This window comes from Micromonospora sp. NPDC023814, from assembly GCF_040639595.1.
Classification (GTDB): Bacteria; Actinomycetota; Actinomycetes; order Mycobacteriales; family Micromonosporaceae; genus Micromonospora.
In genome coordinates, this window is record NZ_JBFAAF010000025.1 from 52,857 (window position 1) to 66,129 (window position 13,273).

14 protein-coding genes and 1 riboswitch are annotated in these 13,273 nt (G+C 74.3%); of the genes, 7 read left to right on the forward strand and 7 right to left on the reverse strand.

Annotated elements, in window-relative coordinates:
- Positions 1–8: 8 nt before the first annotated feature.
- The 3 genes from AB0G14_RS15770 to AB0G14_RS15780 are packed head-to-tail and all read right to left on the reverse strand — an operon-like array spanning position 9 to position 2,115.
- Positions 9–1,271 (reverse strand): SseB family protein, encoded by a 1,263-nt coding sequence (locus AB0G14_RS15770; RefSeq protein ID WP_357697797.1) that lies wholly within the window; start codon positions 1,269–1,271, stop codon positions 9–11.
- A complete protein-coding gene (locus AB0G14_RS15775; RefSeq protein ID WP_357697799.1) occupies positions 1,265–1,750 on the reverse strand; it encodes an SUKH-3 domain-containing protein in 486 nt (161 codons plus the stop codon). Before AB0G14_RS15775 ends, AB0G14_RS15770 begins: the two co-directional genes overlap by 7 nt.
- Positions 1,747–2,115, reverse strand: coding sequence for a YwqJ-related putative deaminase (locus tag AB0G14_RS15780; RefSeq protein ID WP_357697898.1), 369 nt, complete (start codon positions 2,113–2,115; stop codon positions 1,747–1,749). The genes AB0G14_RS15775 and AB0G14_RS15780 overlap by 4 nt, the downstream gene beginning before the upstream one ends.
- Positions 2,116–2,425: 310 nt before the next feature.
- On the opposite strand from AB0G14_RS15780, the gene AB0G14_RS15785 reads away from it, so the two are divergent.
- The 3 genes from AB0G14_RS15785 (at position 2,426) to AB0G14_RS15795 (ending at position 6,358) form a co-directional block, all read left to right on the forward strand.
- Positions 2,426–4,105: a right-handed parallel beta-helix repeat-containing protein gene (locus AB0G14_RS15785; protein WP_357697801.1), complete on the forward strand. Its 1,680-nt coding sequence runs from the start codon at positions 2,426–2,428 to the stop codon at positions 4,103–4,105.
- 88 nt (positions 4,106–4,193) lie between these two features.
- Positions 4,194–5,669 (forward strand): type VII secretion protein EccE, encoded by a 1,476-nt coding sequence (gene eccE / locus AB0G14_RS15790; RefSeq protein WP_357697803.1) that lies wholly within the window; start codon positions 4,194–4,196, stop codon positions 5,667–5,669.
- Positions 5,666–6,358 carry a hypothetical protein gene (locus tag AB0G14_RS15795; RefSeq protein WP_357697805.1) on the forward strand — a complete coding sequence of 231 codons (693 nt, stop codon included), beginning with the start codon at positions 5,666–5,668 and terminating at the stop codon, positions 6,356–6,358. Before eccE ends, AB0G14_RS15795 begins: the two co-directional genes overlap by 4 nt.
- A 220-nt stretch (positions 6,359–6,578) precedes the next feature.
- On the opposite strand, the gene AB0G14_RS15800 is transcribed toward AB0G14_RS15795, so the two are convergent.
- Positions 6,579–6,905 (reverse strand): MarR family winged helix-turn-helix transcriptional regulator, encoded by a 327-nt coding sequence (locus AB0G14_RS15800; RefSeq protein WP_357697807.1) that lies wholly within the window; start codon positions 6,903–6,905, stop codon positions 6,579–6,581.
- 206 nt (positions 6,906–7,111) lie between these two features.
- On the opposite strand from AB0G14_RS15800, the gene AB0G14_RS15805 reads away from it, so the two are divergent.
- The gene (locus AB0G14_RS15805; RefSeq protein WP_357697809.1) at positions 7,112–7,900 is read left to right on the forward strand and encodes a carbonic anhydrase; all 789 of its coding nucleotides are present in this window, start codon (positions 7,112–7,114) and stop codon (positions 7,898–7,900) included.
- Positions 7,901–8,172: 272 nt separating this feature from the next.
- On the opposite strand, the gene AB0G14_RS15810 is transcribed toward AB0G14_RS15805, so the two are convergent.
- On the reverse strand, positions 8,173–9,192 hold the full coding sequence (locus tag AB0G14_RS15810; RefSeq protein ID WP_357697811.1) for a hypothetical protein: 1,020 nt from the start codon (positions 9,190–9,192) through the stop codon (positions 8,173–8,175).
- A 3-nt stretch (positions 9,193–9,195) separates the two neighbouring features.
- Positions 9,196–9,327: riboswitch (cyclic di-AMP (ydaO/yuaA leader) on the reverse strand.
- 166 nt (positions 9,328–9,493) lie between these two features.
- Complete coding sequence (locus tag AB0G14_RS15815; protein WP_357697813.1) at positions 9,494–10,846, reverse strand: YibE/F family protein; 1,353 nt, start codon at positions 10,844–10,846, stop codon at positions 9,494–9,496.
- Positions 10,847–11,273: 427 nt separating this feature from the next.
- Between AB0G14_RS15815 and AB0G14_RS15820 the strand changes: the two genes are divergently transcribed.
- Complete coding sequence (locus AB0G14_RS15820; RefSeq protein WP_357697815.1) at positions 11,274–11,846, forward strand: hypothetical protein; 573 nt, start codon at positions 11,274–11,276, stop codon at positions 11,844–11,846.
- Between the two features lie 77 nt (positions 11,847–11,923).
- On the forward strand, positions 11,924–12,553 hold the full coding sequence (locus AB0G14_RS15825) for a DUF305 domain-containing protein (RefSeq protein WP_357697817.1): 630 nt from the start codon (positions 11,924–11,926) through the stop codon (positions 12,551–12,553).
- A gap of 54 nt (positions 12,554–12,607) precedes the next feature.
- On the opposite strand, the gene AB0G14_RS15830 is transcribed toward AB0G14_RS15825, so the two are convergent.
- Entirely contained in the window at positions 12,608–12,910 is a 303-nt protein-coding gene (locus tag AB0G14_RS15830; protein WP_350681148.1) for a metal-sensitive transcriptional regulator, read from the reverse strand.
- A gap of 148 nt (positions 12,911–13,058) precedes the next feature.
- Between AB0G14_RS15830 and AB0G14_RS15835 the strand changes: the two genes are divergently transcribed.
- Positions 13,059–13,268: a copper ion binding protein gene (locus tag AB0G14_RS15835; protein WP_357697820.1), complete on the forward strand. Its 210-nt coding sequence runs from the start codon at positions 13,059–13,061 to the stop codon at positions 13,266–13,268.
- Positions 13,269–13,273 lie beyond the last annotated feature (5 nt).

Genomic DNA, 13,273 nt, shown 5'->3' on the forward strand with positions numbered 1-13,273 from the left:
ACCGACGGTCAGGCCGGCAGCCAGCGCCCGCTGGCCGCGTCGAAGCGGGCCAGCAGCTCGTCGCGGCCGTCGTGGTGCAGGCAGTGCAGGCCCGTCCCGTCGGGTACCACCAACGACTCCATCCGCGGCTGGCCGCGCCCCCAGTCTTCGGGCGTGCTCTCGTCGGGTTCCCAACGCAGCACGGCCACCCACTCGTCGGACTCCGCGAACGGCGAGCCCTCGCCGAGCAGGCCGAGGCGCCGGTAGAGCCGGGTGGGCGTGTCCCGGCCCGGCCCGGCCCAGGCGTGCACCAGCCCGGCGGCCCGCTGATAGCCGTCCTCCAGATACGACGGCAGGTACCGGTGCGGGATGACCAGCTGCAGCCGCACCGGCAGGTCCGGGTCCGGCTCGTACTCGGCGTCGTCCTCGTCCGGCGCTGTCCGTTGTGCCGGTACGCCCACCGTGGCCGGCTCGGCGTACGCGGCCGTCTCCAGGCGCTGACGCTCCTCCTCGGTGGCATCGTTGACCGCCTGCCGTAGCTGACCGAGCCAGTCGCGCAGGGTCCGCACGGCCTCGCCGGGCAGCGCCGCCGCCAGCGGAGTGCCGGGGTTCAGCAGGAGCTGCCACGACGGGTCCGGCCACTGCTCGGCCAGCTGGAGGCTGCTGACCGCGACCAAATCGTGGTCGCCGAGGGCCTGTCGCAGGCGGGCCTCGGCGGTGAAGACCGGCAGGCAGGGCTGCCCCTGCTCATCCGGGAGGCACCACCACGGAAAGTCCGGATCGGACAGGTCCCGCGACTCGGACCCGCCCGGCCGCAGCGGCAGCAGCAGCTCCGCCCGGAGCAGGGCCGCCATCAGGGCGTCCGGCTCCTGCCGGCCGATCGCTTCGCGTAGCTCCCGCTCAGCATCGAGGGCGGGCGCGGCGATCGCACGCACCTCCCCGGCGGTGAGCCGGACGCCGATCGGCAGCCCGGCGTCGATCGCGAGCAGCCAGTCGTCGTCCGGCCAGTCGGCGGCCAGGTCCGCAAGGGCGAGCACGCGGTAGCTGACCGACTGCCCAGGCAGGCAGGCGGCTATCGCCCCGGGTGAGGTGAACGCGATGACGTGGGTCCGCCCGTCGTACCCGGCCGTGGGCCACGCCACCGGCGCGCGGCCGGCTGCCGCCTCGGGGGACACCGGCAGCAGCAGCGGTCCGGTGGCCAGCGTCGCCAGGAGCTTGTCCCGGTCCCCGGCCTCGGCGGCGGCCAGCAGTGCCTCCTCGGTCGGGGTCGCGGGCCCCCAGTCGGTCACCACCTGCCGTCCTGGCGTACCCGACGGGGCTGCCGGCCGAGCACCAACGCGGTGATCGCCTCGTCGAGGTGCTCGCCGAGATACCAGTCGCCGCCGTGGTCCAGCACGAACACGCGCCCCGGCTCGTCGACCGCGAGGATGCCGGTGCCGTCGCCCTCCTCGCCCAGCGGCGTGAGCGGCGCGCCGATGGCCCCGGCCAACGCGGCGAGGGTGGCCGCCGAGTGGTTCACCAGGAACGGGTCCAGGTGGAACGTGCTCGGTGCGATCTCTTCTCCGTCGCCCTGCGGGCGCACCAGCAGGCCGCCGAATTCGGCGAATGCCTCGACGGCGGCGCGGACGACGGTGTGCTGCCGGCCGTCCGGCGCGGCGACGGCGGCCAGTCTCAGCGCCCACCGCCGGGCCCGCTCGTCGTCGCGCCGGCCGGGAACCCAGCCGGCGACCTGGAGCGTCTCGGCCACCAGGGGTGGGAAGCGTGCGGTCATGCCAGCGCCTCCACGCCGAACCAGTCGAGCAGGGCCGCGCACGAGCGGCAGGGTGGCTGCACCTCACCGTGGCGGGGGTCGCCCTCCTCCCGGACCCGGGTCACCCGCACCTTCGCGCCCCACAGCAGCGACCGGGCCCGGGCCGGGCTGAGCGCCCCCCCGTCGGCCTCGGCCGCGTACAGCCGGTCGGAGAGCAGGACCGACTCGGCGCACCAGCCGGCGAAGCGCTCCCGCTGGCCGCTCGGCAGCTCGTGCAGGAAGCGCCGGATCACCGGGTGCAGGTCGGGCGCGAGGTCGCCGCGGATCGAGGTGTGTGTGTGGACGGTCCCGTCGACCAGCAGCGCGCCTGCGGCGAGCGGCAACATCCGGAGTTCCGCCATCCGTCCTCCCGCACATGCGTACCAGCCATCGGTCCGGGTTCGAGCCTAGCGGCCCGTCGCCGTGCCGCTCGGGCCGGCACCGGGCTGCCCGACCCGTCGTCGACCTGACCCGGCCGCGCCAAACCTTCGCCGGCACCGCCGATCGGCTCCGCCAGCAGCCGACGCGCCCGGTCCCGCCGACGCGCACCGGACGGGTCCCGGGTGGCACGGTTCGGCTCGCGGCGACGGGGCTCCCGCCGTGTCGACCGCCTGGGATATCGTCGGCGTGCCCCTTCGCCGTATGAAGACCGGAGCCATGACGCGCACCCTTCTCGTCTCCCCGGACCAGCCCGGCGCCTATCCGTCCATCGGTGACGCGCTCGCGGCGGCGGACGACGACGCCGTCGTCTCGGTCAGCCCCGGCACCTACTACGAGGCGTTGTTCGTCAACGACCGCGGGATCATCATCGTCGCCGCGCAGGGCGCCGGCACGGTCACCATCGACGCCTCGTCCGGGGCGTACCCCACGGTGTCCTGCAACTCGGGTCGGCTGGAGCTGCGCGATCTGGTGCTCAAGGCCGGAGACGCGCCGGTCGTGGCGGTCGACCGGGCGGCGCTCACCATGACCGGGTGTGAGCTGAGCGCCGGTTTCGGCCCGGCCGTCTCGGTGGCCAGCCGGTCGGAGTTCACGTTGACCCGCTGTCGCGTCACCGGCGCCCGCTACGGGCTGGTGGTCGAGGACTCCGACGGCACCGTGGAGGGCTGCGAGTTCAGCGACCTGAGCGAGGACGGCATCATCGTCCGGATCGGCGCCGCCCCGACGATCCGGACCAGCACGGTCACCCGCTGCGGCAACCGTGGCATCTACGTCTACCAGTACGGCCGCCCGACCATCGAGGCCTGCGACATCTCCCAGACCGGTCACGCCGGAGTCGCCGTGGTGCACCAGAGCGCGCCCGTACTGCGCCGCTGCCGGATCCGCGACACCCGCGGCCCGGCCGTCTCCTTCGCCCGCGGGTGTCAGGGCACGGTCGAGGAGTGCACCACCGAGAACACCGCACTGCCGGCGATCGAGGTCGCCGAGGGCGCCGCACCGACCGTCGCGGAGGGCGTGGCCAGCCGGCGGGCCACTTTCGGGGCCGAGGCGGCGCAGGCCGTGAAGCAGCAGGACACCGCACGCACCGACAAGCTGCTCGCCGAGCTCGAGGCGATGGTCGGCCTGGAGTCGGTGAAGGAGGAGGTCCGCGCGCTCATCGACGAGATCCAGGTGAACGAGTGGCGGCGCAGTGCCGGCCTGCCGGTCGGCACGGTCAGCCACCACCTGATCTTCGCGGGCGCACCCGGAACCGGCAAGACCACCGTGGCCCGCATCTACGGCGAGCTGCTGGCGGCGCTCGGCGCGCTGCCCGGCGGCGCGTTCCGGGAGGTGTCCCGGCGGGACCTCGTCGGCCAGTACCTCGGCCATACGGCCGAGAAGACGGCCGCGGCCTTCGACCTGGCCCGGGGCGGGGTGCTCTTCATCGACGAGGCGTACACCCTCTCCCGCTCCTTCGGCAGTGGTGGCGACTTCGGGCAGGAGGCCATCGACACGCTCGTCAAGCTGATGGAGGACCATCGCGACGAGGTGGCCGTCATCGCCGCCGGCTACACCGGGGAGATGCTCCAGTTCCTCGACGCCAACCCGGGTCTGGCGTCCCGCTTCGCAAAGACCATCGAGTTCGGCAACTACAGCCCCGAGCAACTGGTCGTCATCGTGGAGCGGATGGCCGTCGGCGACGAGTATCTGCTCGCCGACGGGGTCTCCGATCTGCTCCAGGCGCACTTCGCCACCATCGAGCGGGACCAGAACTTCGGCAACGCCCGCGAGGCCCGCAAGCTCTTCGAGGGCGTTCGCAAGGCCCAGGCGCAACGGCTGCGTCAGTCCGGTCAACGGCCCAGCCTCGACGAGCTGCGTACCGTGACGGTGGCCGACATCCGCGCCGCGATCGGTCGCTGAGCGGGCCGGCCCAGGTGAGGAGGGACGCGAGGTGACGCATCCGGGTGCGGCACGGCCGGGTGAACCGGGTTGGCAGCACCATCCGGGTGTGGCCGCCCAACCGGCTCGGCAGGTGCCGCCCGCGCCACGGGTGGCACCACCGCAGCAGGCCGGCGTAGCGGCGCCCGCGCCGACGGTGAGCCGGGCCGGCAGCGGCCCGCGGCAGGACGGGATGGCACAGCGCGGGCAGGGCCGGGCAGCCGTCGGCACCGCGTACATCAGCCAGGCGGCCAGTGCGGCACGGGCCGCGACGGCCGCACAGGCCGCCGCCACGGCGCAGGCCGCGCCGCCCCCGCGGGCCGCCGCCACTCCCGCCCCCCAGCCCGCTGCTGCCGCTGCCGCCGCCGACGTGGCGGTCGCGGCCACGGCCGCAGCCAATCAAGCAGTACGACCACACCAGGCCGCCCAGGGGATCGGCGGCATCAACGTCGCCCAACTGGTGGCATGGCAGGCCGGCGCAGCGGCGGTGCTCGCCGCCTCCCCGCACGGCGTGCCGCTCACCGCCACGGTGGCCACCGGGGCGGTGCTGCTGCTCACCCCGACGATGATCCGGTTCCGCAGCCGGTGGCTGTACCAGTGGATTTCGGTCTGGTGGGGTTTCCGGGGCCGCCGCCGGCAGCTCACCGCCGCCGGTGGGGACGCGGCCGCGCACCTGCTGGCCCATCTGGAGCGCGGCGTCGAGCTGGAGACCGTCGAGGTCGACGACCAGCCGGCCGTGCTGCTGACCCATCGGGGCGGGCTGAGCGCCGTCTTCGAGGTCGACCCGACCGAGGGCGCCCTGCTGATGAGTGCGCCCCAGGCCCTGCCGTCCCCGGCCTCGCTGTTGCCGGCGGCCGACGAGAAAGCGCCCCCGGTGGTGGTGCAGTTGCTGATCCAGGTGACGCCGGCACCGCGCGCCCGCTCCGGCGCGGCGGCGGTGGACCGGGCATACCGGGAGCTGACCAACGGGGACGTGCCGGCCAGCCGGCAGGCCTGGGTGGTGCTCCAGGTCGCGCGGACCCCCGACTTCCACGCCGACCGTGACCTGCGCCCGACGCTCACCGCGGCGATTCGGCGGATGCGGCGGCAGCTGCGGCAGGAGCGGGTGACCGCCCGGATGCTCAACCGGGACGAGGTGCTCGCTGCCGTCACCGCCCTCACCCACCTGACCGGCGGGTCGCCCGGCGCTGCGGGGGAGCGGCCGCTGGCCCGGGAGACCTGGCGGGGCTGGTCGACCCAGGGCGCCCCGCAGAGCTGTCACCGGATGCTGGCCTGGCCCCGCCGGCCGTGGGAGGTCGACCCGTTGCTGCGGGGGCTGCCCGCCGCCGCCAGCGTGGTGTCGATCGCGGCCAGCCGCACCGTCGGCGACGACGTCGCCGTGGAGGTGGCGTTCCGCCTGATGGGCACCGACCCGACCGCCCTCGCCGCCGCCGACCAGGCCCTGCACGAGGCGATCCGCGGCCACGGCGGTCGGCTGCAACGACTCGACGGCGAGCACGCGCACGGCGTGGCCGCCACGCTTCCGCTCGGAGGTTTCCTGCGGTGAAGAGCGTCGCCTTCCCCGGCAGCCGGATGGGGTTGCACGTCGCCGACACCGCCACGGTCGGCAGTCTGCACCTGGTTGCCGGGGGCGGCGGCCTGGTCGTCGGGCGTAGCCGGCAGCAGGAGCCGGTGGGACTGCGCCTGTTCCGGGCCGAACCGACGCGGCTGCTCCTGACCGGCGGCGTACGCTGCGCCGAGCTGCTCGCGTTCCGCGCCCTGGCGCTCGGTGCCCGGCTGTTCATCCAGACCGCCCGCGAGCAGGAGTGGGACAGCTTCCTGCGGCGCTGCGTCATCGGCCGGGAGGTCGCCTCGTTTCTACCGCCGGGCGTTGCGCCGCCGACCGCGGCCACCCCGACCGAGCCGCAGCTCGTCGTGATCGACACCGGCCCGGTCACGGGCCCTGACTCGGGCCTCAGCGCGCCCTGGCGGGCCACCCTGGTGGTCCGCGACGACCTGGCCGGCTGGGACGTCGACGCGCTGGTACGCAGCGACATCGTGCTGCTCCAGCGGTTGGCAGAGACGGAGGCCGCGACGGCGGCGAGCGCACTGGGCCTGATGAGCGTGCAGAGCTGGTTCACCCAGCTGCACCCGGAGATGGTCGGCCTGATCACCAAGGGCAAGGTGCAGTGGGTGATGCTCAGCATGACCCCCATCGAACGTCAGCTGATCGGCCCCGTCGCCCGCGGCGGCTGATCGTCCTCCGTCGGCCGTCTCGGCCTGGTCCGGACTACGACCAAGACCTCGCCGGGTAGCCGTCGCCGGTGTCGCGGAGCGTGTCCGGGGGTGTCCGGCGCCGGGTCGGTCGGTGTCGCCGGCGAGAGCCCTGACAGCCTGGCGACGGACGCGGCGCCGCCGATGTCGCGCAGGCGGTGAGATTGCCGTCGCGCGCCGACGGCGGGGCCTGCCCCCGGCCTCAGGTGCGGCCGGCGCTCTCGGGATCGTCGTCGGTGAAGAGGGCGAGCAGGTCGCCGACCTGCCGGTCGGCCTCGGCGGGGTGCCGGAACCGCCCGGCCGGGTTGAGCGTGTACTCGTTGCGCCGGCCCACCCGGGTGCGGTGCAGGTAGCCGCCCGCCTCCAGGTCGGCGACGATCGCCTGGGCGGCCCGCTCGGTGACGCCCACCTCGTCCGCGACGTCGCGTAGCCGGGCGGTGGGGTTGCGGGCGATGGCGAGCAGCACGTGCCCGTGGTTCGTCAGGAACGTCCAGTTGCGGGTGCTCCCGTTCTCCCCTGTCGTCGCCATGTCGTCATCGTATGGCGCGCCTTTCGGGTTTTCCGCCGCGCCCTCGCGCGGGAGGCCCCGCCCGACGTCTGCGGGCGGGCGCGAACATATGAAACGCATATCACGCATCCCTTGACGTACCTTCGGGTGCGTGTGACCGTGGGGGCAGCCCGCGCCCAGCGTCGGCCGGGGTGACCAGGTCGTTCGTGAGGGACGAGGTGAGGGAGATGAGTCGTCCCGGATCCCCCGGCGCTCAGCCGGGCCCGGAGCGGAAGTCGTCGGAGCCGGCACCGGGAGACCCGACCGCCGTGCGGGACGCGTTCCCCACTCCGGGCGGTCCGGAGCAGGCGCTCGCCGAGTTGCAGGCCGGCAACCGCCGGTTCGTCACCGGCACCCCCCGCCACCCCAACCAGGACGCCGGGCACCGTGCCGCGGTCGCGGACGGGCAGCACCCGTTCGCGGTGATCGTCGGTTGCTCCGACTCCCGGCTCGCCGCAGAGATCATCTTCGACCGCGGCCTCGGCGACCTCTTCGTGGTACGCACCGCCGGGCACACGGTCGGCCCCGAGGTGCTGGGCAGCGTCGAGTACGCCGTGACGGTCCTGCGCACACCACTGGTGGTGGTGCTCGGGCACGACTCCTGCGGGGCGGTCCAGGCGGCCCGTACGGCGGACGCCACCGGCACGTCCCCGGCCGGGCACCTGGGCGCCGTGGTGGACGCCGTGGTGCCCAGCCTGCGCCGCGCCGCCGCCGAGGGCGTGGACGACATCGACCGCATCGTCGACATCCACATCGCGCAGACCGTCGAGGCGATGCTGGACAGGTCGGCCGTGCTCGCCGCCGAGGTGGCCGCCGGGCGCTGCGCCGTCGTGGGCATGTCGTACCGGCTGGCGGCCGGCGAGGCGCGGGCGGTGACCGCCGTGTCCGCCGGCGAGGCGCGGGGGGGCGCCGAGGTGGCCAACGGGCCGGGCGCGGTCGACGGGGCGCAGCCTGCCGTCAGTGCCGCCCTCGCCTGACCCGTTCCTTCGCTCGGCCCGGCTCGGGACGCCGACGCCCGTCGACGGGAGCCGACGGACGCCGAGTGGGCCTCAACCGCCCACGGGTCCCAGAAGCGCCGAGAGCGCCGAAGCGCCGACAGGGCCCACAGCCCGTCCGGACCGGGCCGCGCGACGCCGGAGCGGGTCGCAGAGACGCCGACAGCGTCCGAGAGGGCTACAGCTGCCGACAGGGTCTAGAGACGCCGACAGGGCCGCCCCGCAGACGCGGGGCGGCCCTGTCGTTGGCTGCGTCAGAGCAGGGACACGTGCACGTGGTCCGTATGGTTCGACGGGCCGCTGTAGGACTTCCAGCCGGTCGCCGGGAACCAGATCTGCCGGTTCCAGATCACGTAGTAGATGCCGAGCCGGTCGGCGTTGCGGACCAGGAACGCGGTCAGGTTGTTGCCGTACATGTAGGTGTCGTCGTTGTGCCAGGGGGAGAAGCCGCTCCTCTGCAGCGACCAGTCGCAGGCCCGGCCCTTCGGATGCTCGTACGGCCCGCCGGAGCGGTAACAGCCGACGAAGCGGTTGAAGCCGGCCCGCTTGACCTCCTTGTACATGTGCAGGGTGCGCGCGGTGATGCAGCCGGAGGTGGTGGGGTCGTTCTCGGTGCAGGACAGGGGCTTCCAGTCGCCGTCGGCAGTACGACCCGGTGCCATCCGGGCCACCGGCGAGGTGGCGACCACCTTGCCGCCGGTCAGCCCCCTGCCGCCGACCAGGGCGAGCGCCTTCTCCGCCTCGCGCTTGCCGCGGGCCATCTCGTTGGTCAGCTTCTGCTGCTCGCGGACCTCGGCGTCGAGCGCCAGCTTGGCCTGCTCGGCGCGGTTCTTGACCGCGTTCACCTCGGCGAGCTTCTTGGCGTTGACCAGGTTCAGCTCGTCGAGGGCGGCGGCGCGCTTGACGAACGAGTCGGGGCTGGCGGTGTCCAACAGCATCGACACCGCGCCGATCCGCCCGGTCCGGTAGGACTGGGCGGCGATCTGGCTCACCTGCGGGGCCAGCGCTGCCAGGTCGGCCTGCGCCCGGTCGACCTCCAGGGCCAGTTCCAGTTGGCGCTTCTTCGACTTCGCGAGCTTCGCCTTGGCCTGGACGTAGCTGCGGTTCCGCGTCTCGATCAGGTCGTTCAGCAGCTTGGGCTCGTCGTCCCCGTGGCCGGAGGGTTGGGCCGGGGGGGTGGGTGCGGCCGCCGCCGGGAGGGGCCCGGCGAAGACGGCCAGGGCGGCGATCACGGCCACCACAGGTGTCAACCAGCGGCGTAGGGGTGCCGTCACAGTTTTCCCTTCCGTCGACCGCCGACCGGGTTAGCTGACGGGTTCGGGGCGGAAGTGGCCCCTACCGCTGTCGCGGATTCACCCCACGTACCTGGGTCCCCGGCTCGCCTGGCGGCGATTGGGCGGCGGCACCGCAGGCGCCGCTGCGCGCCTTCGGCGGTGACCGGCAGCGAGGTTACCCGAGAGCCCTCCCGGGGATCTACGTCCCTAAGCCGACTAAATGCGTTATTTCGTAACGGCGGAGGGTGACCAGTGACGCGTTTATCAGGCGGGACGTCCTGATCGGTCACGCTGAGGAGTTTCACCATGCGGTGTCCGTGCTCCCGTTTCGGTCGGGCCACCCGGCGGGGGCGGCGGAGGGGGTGTTTCCGGCGCGCGGCCCGCTGAGGGCCTCCAGCGCCTCGGACCGGTCGGCTGCCGGCCGGGGGGCCGGCGGGGTCGGGGGTGCGCCGCGGTCGGCTGACTCGTCGCCGCGCCGGCCGGCCGTGGTCACCACGGCCGCGAGCCCGGTGGTCAGCGGCACGGCGGCGATCAGGCCCAGGGTGGCGACCGCGCTGCGGACGATCTCCTGGGCCAGGAACTCGCTGGTCAGGATCTGGCTCACCGCCCGGGAGTCGGCGGTCAGCAGGAGCAGCACCGGCAGCGAGGCCCCGGCGTACGCCAGCACGATGGTGTTCACCGTCGAGGCGATGTGCGCGCGGCCGACCCGGGTGGCCGCCCGGTACAGCTGCATCCGGGACAGCCCCGGGTTGGCGTGCGCCAGCTCGGTGACCGTCGCGGCCTGCGTCACGGTGACGTCGTCGAGCACGCCGAGCGAGCCGATGATGATCCCGGCGAGCAGCAGGCCGTGCAGGTCGACGTCGGCCTGGAACATCGACAGCGTGGTGGCGTCCTCGGTGCCGAACCCGGTCAGGTGGGTCGCCGCGGTGGCGATCGTGCCGAGCACGCCGGTCAGCACCAGGCTGCCCAGCGTGCCGAGGACGGCGACCGAGGTCTGCGCGGTCACCCCGTGCGTCAGGTAGAGCACCACGAACATGATCAGTGCCGCGCCGACGACCGCGACCAGCAGCGGTGGGCTGCCGGCGCTGATGCCGGGCAGCACGAAGGTCAGCAGGATGGCGAAGCTCGCCGCCAGGCCGGCCAGCGCCGCGAGCCCCCGCCACCGCCCGAACGCGACGATCGCGGCGGCGAACAGCACCACCAGCCAGAGCAGCGGCTTGCCGCGCTGGTGCTCGGCGATGTTGTAGGCGCTCGCCGAGGGGTCGGCGGGATCGGTGAGCTGGACCAGGATGATCTCGTCGCCGACCGCGACCGTCGGCGCCCCCGGCCCTGCCGGTACGGGCGTCTCCACCTGCTGGCCGGCGTCGGGGCCGTCGTCGACGCGTACGGTCACCGTGCCGCAGGGGCCCTCCGCGGCGCCCGGGGCGCCCTCCGGCGCCTCCGGGGTGGGCGGGCACGGCTCCGTCACCACCCGGGTCACCGTGCCGTGGTGGCGGGGCGGATCGGTGCCGGGCGCGGCGTCCGGGGCGTCCCACGGCCAGAGCAGCAGGGCCGCGATCAGGGTGGCGACGAACAGGGGCACCACCGTCGCGACGAGGATCCGTCGCACCCTCGGCGGGGCGGACGGTGCGGGACGGGTGTGGTCGGCGCCCATCGAGTGTCTCCCAACGAATCCAGGGCGGGGTACGTGCCGGCAGGCCGGTCGGTTCGGCGTGCCCGGGTGACCGCCGCAACGGATCGCCCTGGGGTGGCGGGCCGGTCGCGCACCGCGACGGCCCGGCCCGGCCCGTCGCGGTCGTTCGGTACCGCCGCCCGGTCGGGGCGACGGTGCGGGCGGCGCGGAGTGCGGAGGGCCACCGGCCGAATGGTAGCCATCCCGACATCCGGTCGCAGGTTGTGAGGGCTGGTGTCGGCTGCGGGCCGCCCGTCCGGCAACCGTCGGTCACCACCATGTCACTGCCGGGTGCCGCCGGTCGACCGTCCCGTGGTGGCCGACACCGCGGTCTCGTCCGGGGCGGATTCGCCGTCGACTGTGCCGGTGGCCCCCAGCCGCACCGGCCCCGGGGACTACCGTGGTCGGTGTGCGGGCGGCGGCGACGGTGACGGCGGGGCGATGGGCCCGGCTGCTGCTGCTCGTCGGCACGCTGTTCGGCCTGGCCGCGATGCACACCCTCGGCCACGGCTCGCACGCCGTGGGCCATTCCGCCGAGGTTTCCGCGCACGCCGTCGCCGCGGCCGGTGCGCACGACGGCGCGTCGCAGGCGCTGCCCCGTCACGACACCGCCGCGCCGTTCGGTCAGGTCCCCGCCGCGCTGCCCCGTCACGACGCCGCCGCGCCGCTCGGTCAGGTCCCCGCCATCGCGTACGTCGTCCCGGCGGCGCTGTCCGGCGTCGTGGGCTGCTCGGGCGACTGCCCGCACGAGCGGTTCCTCCCGTCCGGCGGGCCGGGCGGCGAGCTGCCCTGGTGGGGCGTGTGCCTGGCGGTGCTGGGCGCGCTCGCCGCTCCGCTGCTGCTCGCCGTGCTGCTGCTGGCCGGCGTACCGGCCGCCGGCCTGGCGGGCCAGGGGTCGGGCGGGCCGGCCCGGTCGCCCCGTGCTCCGCCGTCCCGGCCGGTCGGCCTGCGGCTCGCCACAGTCTCGGTGCTGCGCAGATAGGACGCCCCGGCGCGGCCCGGTCGGCCGGTCCGCGTCCCCGTCCTGCTGCGTACGTTTTGACACCGAAAGGCCCAGACGTGACCACTCGTACCATTGCGTGCCGTGCCGCCCTGGCCGGCGCCACCGTCACCGCCGCCCTCGTCCTGACCGCCTGCGGCGGCGACGGGCACTCGTCCCCGGGCGCGGGGCACGGCACGCCCGCCACCAGCGGGCCGGCGGCCACCGCGTCCGGCGCGGCCGCCTTCGGCGACGCCGACGCGATGTTCGCCCAGATGATGATTCCGCACCACCGGCAGGCGGTGGAGATGGCGGAGCTGGCCGCCACGCGGGCGGCGGACCCGGAGGTCAAGCGGCTCGCCGGGGAGATCAAGGCCGCCCAGGCGCCCGAGATCGCCACCATGAGCGGCTGGTTGTCGGCCTGGGGGCGGCCGGTGCCGTCGCCCGGCGCCGAGACGCCGCACATGGACCACGGCATGCCCGGCATGATGTCCGACGCCGACATGCAGAAGCTGGCGGCGGCCTCCGGGCGGGAGTTCGACCGGCAGTTCCTGACCATGATGATCGCTCACCACGAGGGCGCCGTCACCATGGCCCGGGACGAGCTGGCCCGGGGCGTGAACGCGGAGGCCAAGGCCCTGGCCCAGCAGATCGTCACCACCCAGCAGGCCGAGATCGACACGATGGAGAAGATCCTCGGCCGGCTCTGACCCGGGCCGCCCCGGCGCTCGCACCGTGCGAGCGCCGGGGCACCGCCGGCCGGGTCAGCCGCGCTTCATGAGGCGGCCGACGGCGGCCATCATCTCGGTGGCCATCTCGTCGGCCCGGCCCTCGGCCGCCCCTTCGTGCATGCAGTGCCGGGCGTGCCCGTCGAGCAGGCCGAGGGCGACCTTGTCCAGGGCGGCCTGGATCGCGGAGATCTGCGTGAGCACGTCAATGCAGTAGCGGTCGTCGTCGACCATCTTCTCGATGCCGCGGACCTGCCCCTCGACGCGGCGCAGCCGCGCGAGCAACTGGTCCTTGCTGGCGGTGTAGCCCCTGGTCGGGGCGGGCGTCGGTGTGGTCATGCGATCCAGGATAGCGTACCCCTCGGGGGTATGGTACTGTCGTCCATGACCGATACCCCCACCGGGTATCGGTGCGCAGAGCAGGCATCCGTCCGCCTCCTCATTACCCCTGGGGGGTATATGCTGGAGGCGTCGAGAGGAGAGTTCGATGGTCACCACGACGTACCAGGTGCAGGGCATGACCTGCGGGCACTGCGTCAGCTCGGTCAGCGCCGAGGTCGGCGCCATCCCGGGCGTCAGCGACGTCCAGGTCGACCTCGCCGCCGGGCGGGTCACCGTCACCAGCGAGAGCCCACTGAACATCGACACCGTGCGCGCCGCCGTCGACGAGGCCGGCTACGACCTCGTCGGCGCCTGACGGCG

Coding starts and splice junctions, on each gene's coding strand:
- AB0G14_RS15775 (WP_357697799.1), bottom strand. CDS start 1,750: ATGACCGCACGCTTCCCACCCCTGGTGGCCGAGACGCTCCAGGTCGCC.
- AB0G14_RS15780 (WP_357697898.1), bottom strand. CDS start 2,115: ATGTTGCCGCTCGCCGCAGGCGCGCTGCTGGTCGACGGGACCGTCCAC.
- AB0G14_RS15785 (WP_357697801.1), top strand. CDS start 2,426: ATGACGCGCACCCTTCTCGTCTCCCCGGACCAGCCCGGCGCCTATCCG.
- AB0G14_RS15800 (WP_357697807.1), bottom strand. CDS start 6,905: ATGGCGACGACAGGGGAGAACGGGAGCACCCGCAACTGGACGTTCCTG.
- AB0G14_RS15805 (WP_357697809.1), top strand. CDS start 7,112: ATGAGTCGTCCCGGATCCCCCGGCGCTCAGCCGGGCCCGGAGCGGAAG.
- AB0G14_RS15815 (WP_357697813.1), bottom strand. CDS start 10,846: ATGGGCGCCGACCACACCCGTCCCGCACCGTCCGCCCCGCCGAGGGTG.
- AB0G14_RS15830 (WP_350681148.1), bottom strand. CDS start 12,910: ATGACCACACCGACGCCCGCCCCGACCAGGGGCTACACCGCCAGCAAG.
- AB0G14_RS15835 (WP_357697820.1), top strand. CDS start 13,059: ATGGTCACCACGACGTACCAGGTGCAGGGCATGACCTGCGGGCACTGC.